This window comes from Rhizobium mulingense (genome assembly GCF_029194105.1).
Taxonomy (GTDB): Bacteria; Pseudomonadota; Alphaproteobacteria; order Rhizobiales; family Rhizobiaceae; genus Rhizobium; species Rhizobium mulingense.
Window position 1 is genome coordinate 50,173 of sequence record NZ_JARFVE010000018.1, and the last position, 9,078, is coordinate 59,250.

General features: G+C 60.8%; 10 protein-coding genes and 4 pseudogenes. 9 read left to right on the forward strand and 5 right to left on the reverse strand.

Annotated elements, in window-relative coordinates:
• Positions 1–22: 22 nt before the first annotated feature.
• Positions 23–844 carry a universal stress protein gene (locus tag PYR71_RS28475; RefSeq protein ID WP_008534144.1) on the reverse strand — a complete coding sequence of 274 codons (822 nt, stop codon included), beginning with the start codon at positions 842–844 and terminating at the stop codon, positions 23–25.
• Positions 845–973: 129 nt separating this feature from the next.
• Between PYR71_RS28475 and PYR71_RS28480 the strand changes: the two are divergent.
• Positions 974–1,429: pseudogene (locus tag PYR71_RS28480) on the forward strand (pyridoxamine 5'-phosphate oxidase family protein).
• A gap of 151 nt (positions 1,430–1,580) precedes the next feature.
• Here the strand turns inward: PYR71_RS28480 and PYR71_RS28485 are convergent.
• A pseudogene (locus PYR71_RS28485) lies at positions 1,581–1,721 on the reverse strand (alcohol dehydrogenase); the annotation flags it as partial.
• A gap of 16 nt (positions 1,722–1,737) precedes the next feature.
• On the opposite strand from PYR71_RS28485, the pseudogene PYR71_RS28490 reads away from it, so the two are divergent.
• The 3 genes and pseudogenes from PYR71_RS28490 to PYR71_RS28500 form a co-directional block, all read left to right on the forward strand.
• Positions 1,738–1,980 (forward strand): annotated as a pseudogene (locus PYR71_RS28490) (alcohol dehydrogenase); the annotation flags it as partial.
• Positions 1,981–2,088: 108 nt separating this feature from the next.
• Positions 2,089–3,444 carry a trypsin-like peptidase domain-containing protein gene (locus PYR71_RS28495; protein WP_016737390.1) on the forward strand — a complete coding sequence of 452 codons (1,356 nt, stop codon included), beginning with the start codon at positions 2,089–2,091 and terminating at the stop codon, positions 3,442–3,444.
• 123 nt (positions 3,445–3,567) lie between these two features.
• A complete protein-coding gene (locus PYR71_RS28500; protein ID WP_012489422.1) occupies positions 3,568–4,215 on the forward strand; it encodes a BON domain-containing protein in 648 nt (215 codons plus the stop codon).
• On the opposite strand, the gene PYR71_RS28505 is transcribed toward PYR71_RS28500, so the two are convergent.
• Positions 4,181–5,059 carry a response regulator gene (locus tag PYR71_RS28505; protein WP_016737392.1) on the reverse strand — a complete coding sequence of 293 codons (879 nt, stop codon included), beginning with the start codon at positions 5,057–5,059 and terminating at the stop codon, positions 4,181–4,183. The genes PYR71_RS28500 and PYR71_RS28505 overlap by 35 nt on opposite strands.
• 774 nt (positions 5,060–5,833) lie before the next feature.
• Here PYR71_RS28505 and PYR71_RS28510 point away from each other — a divergent pair.
• Positions 5,834–5,971 carry a hypothetical protein gene (locus tag PYR71_RS28510; RefSeq protein WP_257784652.1) on the forward strand — a complete coding sequence of 46 codons (138 nt, stop codon included), beginning with the start codon at positions 5,834–5,836 and terminating at the stop codon, positions 5,969–5,971.
• Positions 5,972–6,191: 220 nt separating this feature from the next.
• On the opposite strand, the gene PYR71_RS28515 is transcribed toward PYR71_RS28510, so the two are convergent.
• The gene (locus PYR71_RS28515; protein ID WP_008534153.1) at positions 6,192–7,244 is read right to left on the reverse strand and encodes a type III polyketide synthase; all 1,053 of its coding nucleotides are present in this window, start codon (positions 7,242–7,244) and stop codon (positions 6,192–6,194) included.
• Between the two features lie 270 nt (positions 7,245–7,514).
• Here PYR71_RS28515 and PYR71_RS28520 point away from each other — a divergent pair, with 270 nt between their 5' ends.
• The 4 genes from PYR71_RS28520 (at position 7,515) to PYR71_RS28535 (ending at position 8,961) form a co-directional block, all read left to right on the forward strand.
• Complete coding sequence (locus PYR71_RS28520) at positions 7,515–7,724, forward strand: CBS domain-containing protein (protein ID WP_008534154.1); 210 nt, start codon at positions 7,515–7,517, stop codon at positions 7,722–7,724.
• Positions 7,725–7,878: 154 nt separating this feature from the next.
• Positions 7,879–8,136 (forward strand): BON domain-containing protein, encoded by a 258-nt coding sequence (locus PYR71_RS28525; protein WP_008534156.1) that lies wholly within the window; start codon positions 7,879–7,881, stop codon positions 8,134–8,136.
• Between the two features lie 39 nt (positions 8,137–8,175).
• Positions 8,176–8,319: a hypothetical protein gene (locus PYR71_RS28530; protein WP_016737394.1), complete on the forward strand. Its 144-nt coding sequence runs from the start codon at positions 8,176–8,178 to the stop codon at positions 8,317–8,319.
• Positions 8,320–8,640: 321 nt separating this feature from the next.
• On the forward strand, positions 8,641–8,961 hold the full coding sequence (locus PYR71_RS28535) for a hypothetical protein (protein WP_008534157.1): 321 nt from the start codon (positions 8,641–8,643) through the stop codon (positions 8,959–8,961).
• Here PYR71_RS28535 and PYR71_RS28540 read toward each other — a convergent pair.
• A pseudogene (locus PYR71_RS28540) lies at positions 8,912–9,078 on the reverse strand (transposase); the annotation flags it as partial. The gene PYR71_RS28535 and the pseudogene PYR71_RS28540 sit on opposite strands and share 50 nt — an antisense overlap.

A 9,078-nucleotide genomic window follows, 5' to 3' on the forward strand; every position in this document is an offset into this window, starting at 1 on the left:
TTCTAAACGCCCTTCGCGCCCTCTAATGGGCGAGAAGCACTAGTAGCTCGGCCTTGACGAGAAGTTCTCGAGTGACGCCGCCGAGGATGAACTCACGAAGCCGCGAATGGCCAAATCCGCCCGCGACCAGAAGGTCCGCCTTTCGTTCCAGCGCGGCCGATTGGATGGCGCCTGTCGCGGTCTCGCCGCCTGCCTGGATCGATACGTCATCCACGTCGAGTCCCGAATGCTTCAACGAAGAGATCAGGAGGGCGCGGTTCGCCTCGTCGATCTCCTTGTCGTCGGTGATCGAGATGACCTGCACCTTGATCGCGCGTTCGATGAAGACCCGTGCGCTGGAAAGGGCGCGCGCTGCGGTGGCGCTGCCGTCCCAGGCGACGGCGATCGTGTCCACACGAGAGTAGACGCTGGTGGCTGGAAATAGCACGAGCGGACGGCCGCTTCCGAATAGCAGCGTTTCGGAGAGTTGCCGGGAGAGCTCCGAGGCTTCGACGATGGAAAGGTCGTAGCACTTGGCAATTTCAGAAAAGCGTTCATAGACGAACGGTTCCCTGACCTCGAATCCGTGGATTCGCACCTCGAAGCCAGTTTCCGAAATAGCGTCGGCGATGTGTCCCCGCAGCGAAGTCCCGCTGTCCCGGCTATACCGTTCTGCTTGTCCCCGCCATGTCTCGACATCGATAACGGTGGGAAAGGGCGGATGGACCTGGGGGATCCGGACTTGTGGGATACTGGCGACGAGATGGGCGTCATTCTGCCTAGCGAGGCCGATAGCATTGTCGATTATGGCGAAGGAACTCGCGTCGGGATAGGTCGACAACGGGAGATGGAACTGCGGCTTCATGCTTGCCTCCTGAGGTTTAACTTCCGTCATGATGCATGCCGCTGAGAGAGTTCGCATTGCGCTTGGTCAAGGCCGCGGCGCAATGAAGCTCCTATAATCGCGCCTTCATCGAAGCTGGAGGACACGGCCATGACGATCAATCTGACGGAGATCAACCCCGGTGAGTGCTACCGCATCCTGGAGAACGAGCGTTTCGGTCATCTGGCATGCTGCAAGGATGGGCAGCTCTACGTGGCGGCGATCTATTTCGCCTTTTCCAACGGCGTCGCCTATAGCTTCACCATGCCCGGCAAGAAGCTCGACTGGATGCGGGGAACGACAAGGTCTGCCTACACATCGAGCAGCGTTCGAGCGCCGGCGGGTGGACGAGCATCGTCGTCGAAGGCAGGTTCGAGGAATTTCCTGACAGCGAGGCGCGACAAAGCGAACGGCTCCACGCGTGGTCTTCTCCAAAAGTATTCGGACTGGTGGGAAATCGGCTCTATAAAGCCCCAGGAGTTCCCCATGCCCGATGGCTCTCCTCATGTCTTCTACGGCATTGCCGTCACGGCCGTGTCGGGACGCAGTGCAGTCAGAACGGAATGACCGTCGATGCTCGAGCCGAACCCGCATCCCACAATCGGAGCACCACATGCCATATCTACGCGGCCTATATCCAAGCGCCACATCTAATTTCACCTCGCACCCGCGTTTCGCGCGGGCGCTCTGATTCAAGACGAGATCTTTGCCGGTCGGCAACCGTTCCGCCCTTCCGCACCACGTCGAGCGCCATTGGCACGAGCTCGCCGGCCGGCGCGAAGATGATGGCGGCGTCGAGCGGCACCGGCGGCCTTTCACCGGAAAACCCGGTCCAGACGGCGCCAAGATCAAGCGTGAACTTCCGTCCGGCCTCGTTGGTCTGCGGCGGCATCGACATGTCAGACATTCCGAGCATGCCCTATCGTCTGCTCTGGGGCGAGCGGCGGGTCGTCTCGGTGGCGAACCTGACGCGGAGCGACGGGGCGGAATTCTTCTCGATCGGGAAGGCGGCAGGGGTCAGATGCTTCACCAGCGTCTACCCCCTCGAGCATGCGAACGAGGCTCTCGACGATCTGCGCGCAGGCCGTGTCTCTGGAGCCGCCGTGATCGTTCCGTAGCCGATGTTCCCCTTGACAAGGATCAATGCGCTTTGCTTGCGCTACACAAAAGCTTCTTCGTCAAGACGTCCGCCGACAACCGGCGGCGCTTCCGCAAGGAGATCAGAGATGTCGCGTTCGTTGCTCGCCTTGGCGGCGCTCTTCATCGCAGGTGAGAGCCTATTGTCGGCTCCAGCCGTTGCAGACAGCCTGTCGCTCGCGCCGATGCTCCAGCGTGTCGTGCCGAGCGTCGTCAGCATCTCGGTGCAGGGCAGGGAACTCGACGACGCGGATGCAACGCTTGCTGATCCCTTCTACAGAAAGTTCTTCGGACTACCTGACGACGCTGCGCCGGCAGAGCACAGCTTCCAATCGGCCGGATCGGGTGTCGTCATCGACGAGGTCCACGGCTACATCGTCACCAACCAGCATGTCATAGCAAGCGCCTCAAAAATCGAGGTGGCGCTCTCCGACGGCCGACGCTTCCAAGCGAAACTTGTCGGCGCCGATCCCGAGACGGATGTCGCTGTCGTTCAAATTCCACCTGATCATCTTGTTCAAGCCGAGTTTGGAAGCGCGTCCTCGCTTCACGTCGGCGACGTCGTCGTGGCGATCGGGAATCCCTTCGGCCTGGGCCAGACCGCGACGATGGGCATCGTAAGCGCGCTTGGGCGCCGTGCCGTGGGATCGGAGGGGTACGAAGGATTCATTCAGACGGACGCGTCGACCAATCCCGGCAATTCGGGCGGCGCGCTTGTAAGCGAGGACGGCGTCGTGGTCGGGATCAATAGCGCGATCATCGGCCCCGCCGGAGGAAGCATCGGCATCGGTTTTGCGGTCCCAGCCGAGACTGTCGGCATCGTGATGCGGCAGCTCATCCTGACCGGCAAGTTGGTACGCGGCGAGGTGGGAATTTTAACGCAGGACCTGACGCCCGGTCTCGCAAAGGCGTTCGGCGTCGATGAAGGGGCGGGCGCGCTGGTCAGCGAAGTCCTTCCGGGTTCACCGGCGGCAAATGCAGGAATTCAGCCGGGCGACGTCATTCGGATGGTCGACGGAAGGACGGTGCGCGGCGCGTCCGACGTTCGAAGGCTTGTGGGATCGCTACCGTTGCAGTCCAAGCCGTCCTTCCAGATCGACCGCGCGAGCCGAAGGATAGAAGCATTTCCCGTGGTGTCCGACGCACCGGTTGCCGAACCGGCTGCTTCGCGTACCATTCATATCGCCCGCGGCCCTCTCGCCGACGCCGAGATGGCGAACTCTCCCGATGGTCCCGGCGCCCGCGTCGTCGTCGTCGCCGAGGGTTCGGTCGCGGCACAGGCCGGCCTGCAGCCGGACGACGTTATCGTCGCTCTCGACCAGCAGCCGGTGACGGACGTCGGGCAACTCCTCTCAATACTCGTGAAGGAGCATGCCCGTGCTCTCATCACCGTCGTGAGGAACGGCCACCGCCTCTTCGTGGCCGCTGACGTGCAGACCCAGTAGCAGCCCGCAGACCGTGTTCTGTCCGCTGAAATTCCAAGGTCGCTCTCGTGCTTGATGAAGATCAACGACGAAAATCTGCGGCGCTGTCACGATCGGCACGTCGCAAACCTGAAGGAGGTTGTCATGAACGACATTCAACTCAGACAGAACATTCTCGACGAAATGGAATTCGAGCCCAGCATCGACGCGGCTGATATCGGCGTCGCGGTCGATAGCGGGATCGTCACACTGACTGGTCACGTGCGCACCTACGCGGAGAAAGAAGCCGCAGAGCGCGTGGTTAGTCGCGTCAAGGGCGTGCGCGGAATAGCTGCCGATATCGAGGTCCGGATTTTCGGGCCGAAGGAAACAGACGACGACGACATCGCCCGGCGAGCTGTCAAAATGCTCGACTGGAACGTTTCCGTGCCAAAGGATTCGGTGCAGGTGCGGGTCCTCAAAGGGTGGATCACCTTGCGGGGAGAGGTCGAGTGGCAATATCAAAAGAACGCGGCCTACGACGCCGTGCGGGATCTCGCCGGCGTAGTAGGGGTGTCCAACCTAGTGGAGCTGAAGCCGCATATTACGGCGGTGGATGTCAAGAAACGCATCGAGGATGCTTTCCAGCGCGACGCCGCTCTTGAGGCCGATGCAATCAGAATCGACGTCCAAGGCAGAAAGGTAATCCTCTCCGGCAAGGTGAAGACCTGGTCGGAACGGCAGGCGGCGGAGCGCGCTGCATGGTCCGCTCCAGGGATCAGCACTCTCGACGACCGACTGACGGTCGGGTGATCGAATATCGGGATTGGCTAGACATTACTGCTCTGCCCACACTCAGCAGCAAGGGCGCCGCTGAGCGCCCTTCGCATAGAGCCCAATTTCCTTGATCGACTTGCGCGCAGATCTCGTCTTCGGAACGAAATTCCGCACCACCCGTTGCAGAGCCTCCGTCGCGAGCACAAGGCGACCATTGATGTTCTTGGAGAGCGACCTTGGGTGGCGACGTAGGCTGGGATCTTCCGCGAAGAAAGATATGAGTCCCCGCAACGGCAGCGCGATTGAGGTTTGGGTTTGATTTTTCTAAATTGAAATCCTGCTGTCGAGCAGAATCGCTATTAGGCCTCGTGGCGAGCAGCAGCCTGAGACGTGTCGACATCTCCGATGCAGTGTACGGCTTCTTCAGCCAGCCGGCGCCCGCTTCGATCTCCTTGTCCGCGGCATGGGGTTCAGAAAAGCCCGACGTCAGGAGAATTTTCACCCTCGGCCAGCGCTCCCGGACATTCCGGGCCAGTTCGTCGTCGTTCATTCCCGGCATGGCCACATCACTGAACAGGAGCGCTACGTCATGCCCCGCCTCCAGCTCCTTCACCGCGTCGATCCCGTTCGTAGCTTCGATCACGAAGTAGGCAAGCGTCTGCAGGCGGCTGACCGTCACTCGGCGAACTCTCGCGTCGTCCTCGACCACCAGGATAGTTTCCGTGCCCCGAGGCGGGGCTTCCTCAGCCCGCTGCTCGTTCGGATGAGAATCCTTTCCGGCGTCGGCGCGTGGAAGAAAGAGGCGCACCGTCGTCCCTTCGCCAAGTTCGCTGTAGAGCTGCAGGTGCCCTGCGGATTGCTTTGCGAAACCGTAGACCATGCTCAGCCCAAGCCCCGTTCCCGAGCCCGTCGGTTTCGCGGTGAAGAACGGTCGAAAGCCCTCTCCATCACATCGGACGTCATTCCGGTGCCGGTGTCGGTCACGGAAATGAGGACGTAGCTGCCGGGGCGGATCGCCGGGTACATCAGGACATAGTCGGAGTCGATCTTGCAACAGAGCCCTTGCAGGCGGGCACCTCAAAGCAGACAGGAGCTGCGATGGAGGACAAGGCTTCGCAGGTTCTATCGAGCACGAAATACAGCACTGCTACCAAGCAGTTGGCAGGATCCGTGCTCTCACAATCCAACAAAAAGCGCTGATGAACGAACAAGAACTTTCGAACCAGTTTCTGTTGTTTTTCCCGGGCTTCTCGTCAACCAGTCTTATTCCGTTTCCTGCCACCTTAACTCATCATCTTCCGGAAAAGCGGCAGTTGGTTGCGAACATCCAGTGCCTCGGTCGGTGGACTCCGCTGAAGCGCCTATTTGAAGTCACTCTGCCCCAGATACGCTTCAATGCAGCTAGGAATGGGAAGCGATGAGCAAAGTGCGTAGGAGATCAAAGTTTCCCACTCCTTGTGGCCTGCCGAGGTCGGCGATCGATGACAGGCGTAATCGAGAGACACTGGCCCCCGAGACATCAATCCCGCTTGGGGGAGACGTATCTGACAACGTTGGTTGTAAATCCGCTTTTGTTTGCCGATGCACATTCAGTGCCATGGCTGGATCGCATGGTTCAGATACACGCAGATAGACATCGCGACCGATCGCGCGCGTGCCCGGCCTCGCCGAAAAGGTGCCAGATGTGACGGCAGCCTTGCATGCAAAGCTCGACGAGCACCGGGCGTTCGTGCGGGAGCGTGGAGAAGACTTGCCGGAAATCCAGAATTGGCGCTGGGCACGCTCCTCCTAGTGCGACAGAGGACCGGATTGGGTAGCGACTACCACCAGCCATACTGCCGCAGCTACGCCGGCACGCAAGAGAAAGGATTCGAGTGCGAGGTGGCAACCTCGCCTTCGACTTGGGGTGTCCCACGGCAATCGCAGCCTTTGCAGCGTCAGCTACGTGTTTCGAGTCCTGTTCGTTCTGCAAACGATGCGATCTTAAAACGTCCTGGAGAATGATCGCCGGGTCATGCTGCAGCCGTCAACGAGAGGCAGCTAAGGGTGAAGCCCGGTCCCATCGCCGTCAGGACAGTTCTCCTGGGTAGTCCTTGCGCAAGAAGCTTCTCGAGTACGAACAGCGCGGTTGGCGAGGACATGTTCCCATAGTCCGAGAGAACCTCACGTTCCTGGTCGAGGGTTCCCTGGCTTAGTTTAAGCGCCGATTCCAAGGCGGTGATAACCTTTGATCCACCGGGGTGGCACGCAAACCGGTCAACGTCGGCAGGAGCAAGATCTGATCGGGCGAGTATGGACGTTACGCCCTTCAGCACATGAGTTTCGGCGAACGGTGGTATCGCACGATCGAAGATCACGCCCAGACCCTCCGGATCGACGCTCCATCCCATGATGTCTAGCGTGTCGGGCCACGTATGCTGGCCTGCAAGTTCGACCTCGGCCAGACCGGTCTCACTAGCACGCACCACGCAGGCGGCGGCCCCGTCGCCGAAGAGGGCGGTCGCCACGATGTTCGCCTTCGTAAGCTTGTCCATGCGAAATGCCAACGTGCAGGTCTCGACGGCGACCACCAGCACGACTGAGCCTGGCCGGGATGCCGCCAGCCGTGACCCGATTGAAAGCCCAGAGACTCCGCCGGCACAGCCGAGGCCAAACACGGGAACCCGTTCGACATCGTCCCGGAAGCCCAGTTCTCGGCTTACCCTCGCTTCCAGACTAGGTGTCGCAATACCAGTCGAGGAGACGGTTACGATCGTGTCGACATCGCCTGCTGCAATGCCCGCCGACACGAGAGCCTTGCTGGCGGCGGCGACGAACATTGCACCAGCGCCCTCGATATGAGCGAGGTTTCGTTCGGGCCATCCCGACGTCTCGAGATACCACTCGATCGGCCGGACGGCATAGCGGCGCCGAATTCCCGAGGTTTCGAACACCCTTGCCAGCTTTTCGAAATCGCCAAATCGCGATGAGAACGCGGTGTGCGAGGCTCGCGCCGCGTCACGCTGGTCGATGACATGTGGCGGAACGGCGGTGCCGACGGATACCAGCTTGACGGGTTGCTGCATAAGACTCCTTGCGACGGCGCGGGAAGAATTTGGTACGCCGCGCGAGGACGAGACCGAACCGTAACGCCTCGATCCTCAATAAGTTGCAATGCGGGCGAGCCTGACGCCGCACTTCGTCGGAAGGCTTCAGAGACGACGACGCGTGAAGGATGCCTCCCGCGGCTTCGTGTCTGCCTTGATCCACGTCAATGCGCTCAACAAGTTGGCTCCGTAATTGTCCGATCGAAAAGGAGACAGCGCGATGCTTGCTAGAGACATCATGACGACCCCGTGACGACGCTCGACGAGGGACACAACGTCAGGGAAGCCGTCGAGATCGTCAACGCCAGCAAGATCGGCGCGGTGCCCGTCATCGATGGCGAAGGGCGGCTCACCGGCATCGTCACCGGGGAGACCTGCTGCGCCGGGTGGCGTCATCCTGGGCGAGACGGGCGGTACCGCATACGCGCGACCGCGAAGATGCACTGGCGGACTATGTGAAGGCCCGAAGCTGGCGCGTCAAGGACGTGATGTCGACGCCCGTCGTCAGCGCCGCCCCGAGCGCAACCGCGAGCCAGCTCGCAGAACTCCTGCAGGCCCACGACATCAAACACCGAACGGCAGACTCGCCGGCATAATCAGCCGTCACGACTTGATGCGAGCGCTTCTCGATGTTCGACGGCAGTGTACTGCTTCCGGCGACGAGGCCCTAGGGACGGCCGTTCGTGGCCGCCTGGAAACCGAGTTCGAAATAAGGTTCCCCATCGTCAATGCGACCGTCTCCGACGGGGCAGTGACCCTGAGGGGAGAGGTCGAGACGGAGCTGGAATGCTCGGCGGCCAGGGTGGCGGCGGAAAGCATCCGCGGCGTCGGCGGCGTGGTAAACAACATCACCCTGGATACCGCATGGTGAGCTCTCTCAAACTATGAAATCGTCCCTGGAGTTTCCGTCATGTTTGTCAGGGTCATCGCAGACGCCGTCGTGTCGAGGCTTCTCCTCGTCATCCTGATCCTCATGGTGGGGACGGTCGTGAGCGTCCTACTGGTGAGGCCATCCGACGACTCCCGAACCGGGCGCGTCGAGCGCTCTCTCTGACCCGTGAGTGCGCGATGAACATCTGGCCCTCCAGGATTTAATTGTCCGGCCGCGTCCCGCAAATGGCGCGACGGATTCGATGCTCTCCGAACTATTCGGCTTCATCTGGCTGATGGGAAGGCGTCATCAGGCGTTGGTCGCAGGGCTGTCCCTGGCTCTTTTCGTTATCGGCGCGGCGCCTCTCGAACTCCAGCGCCGGATCGTCAATGAGGCGACCGAGCAAGCGTCATACCGGTCTCTTCTCTTTCTCGTCTCCCTCTATCTCGCGGTCGCAGTGTTGAAGGGCGCGATAAATTCACCTCCAACCTCTAAAGAAGCTGGGTGGGCGAAAAAAGCACGCTTTGGCTCGGGGCGCGCGTTCTGCATCGGGCCGAGACGCCGCCATCGGAATCCACGCTCGAGGGGGTTGAGCTGTCGATCGTCTTTGCGGAAGCGGAACCGGTGGGCAGTTTCGTTGGGACCAGCATCTCCGAGCCGCTACTCCAGATCGGCATCCTTGTCACCGTGGGCGGTTATCTGATCTATCTCCAGCCGCTGATGAGGATGGCCGTCGCAGCCACCTTCGCCCCGCAGATTGCGTTCGTCCCGATGTTAGGCTGCTCACCTGGCTTTTGGAGATGCCGCTCATACCCATGGCCTTGACCAAGTCGTCGACAGAACGAGTCGAGATTCCCTGGATATGCGCTTCCTGGATAACGGCCGTCAGAGCTTTCTCTGCCATGCGGCGCGGTTCAAGGAAGCTCGGAAAGTAGCTGCCTT

Coding starts and splice junctions, on each gene's coding strand:
- PYR71_RS28500 (WP_012489422.1), top strand. CDS start 3,568: ATGAACGACATTCAACTCAGACAGAACATTCTCGACGAAATGGAATTC.
- PYR71_RS28530 (WP_016737394.1), top strand. CDS start 8,176: ATGTTTGTCAGGGTCATCGCAGACGCCGTCGTGTCGAGGCTTCTCCTC.
- PYR71_RS28475 (WP_008534144.1), bottom strand. CDS start 844: ATGAAGCCGCAGTTCCATCTCCCGTTGTCGACCTATCCCGACGCGAGT.
- PYR71_RS28495 (WP_016737390.1), top strand. CDS start 2,089: ATGTCGCGTTCGTTGCTCGCCTTGGCGGCGCTCTTCATCGCAGGTGAG.
- PYR71_RS28525 (WP_008534156.1), top strand. CDS start 7,879: ATGCGAGCGCTTCTCGATGTTCGACGGCAGTGTACTGCTTCCGGCGAC.
- PYR71_RS28505 (WP_016737392.1), bottom strand. CDS start 5,059: ATGGTCTACGGTTTCGCAAAGCAATCCGCAGGGCACCTGCAGCTCTAC.
- PYR71_RS28515 (WP_008534153.1), bottom strand. CDS start 7,244: ATGCAGCAACCCGTCAAGCTGGTATCCGTCGGCACCGCCGTTCCGCCA.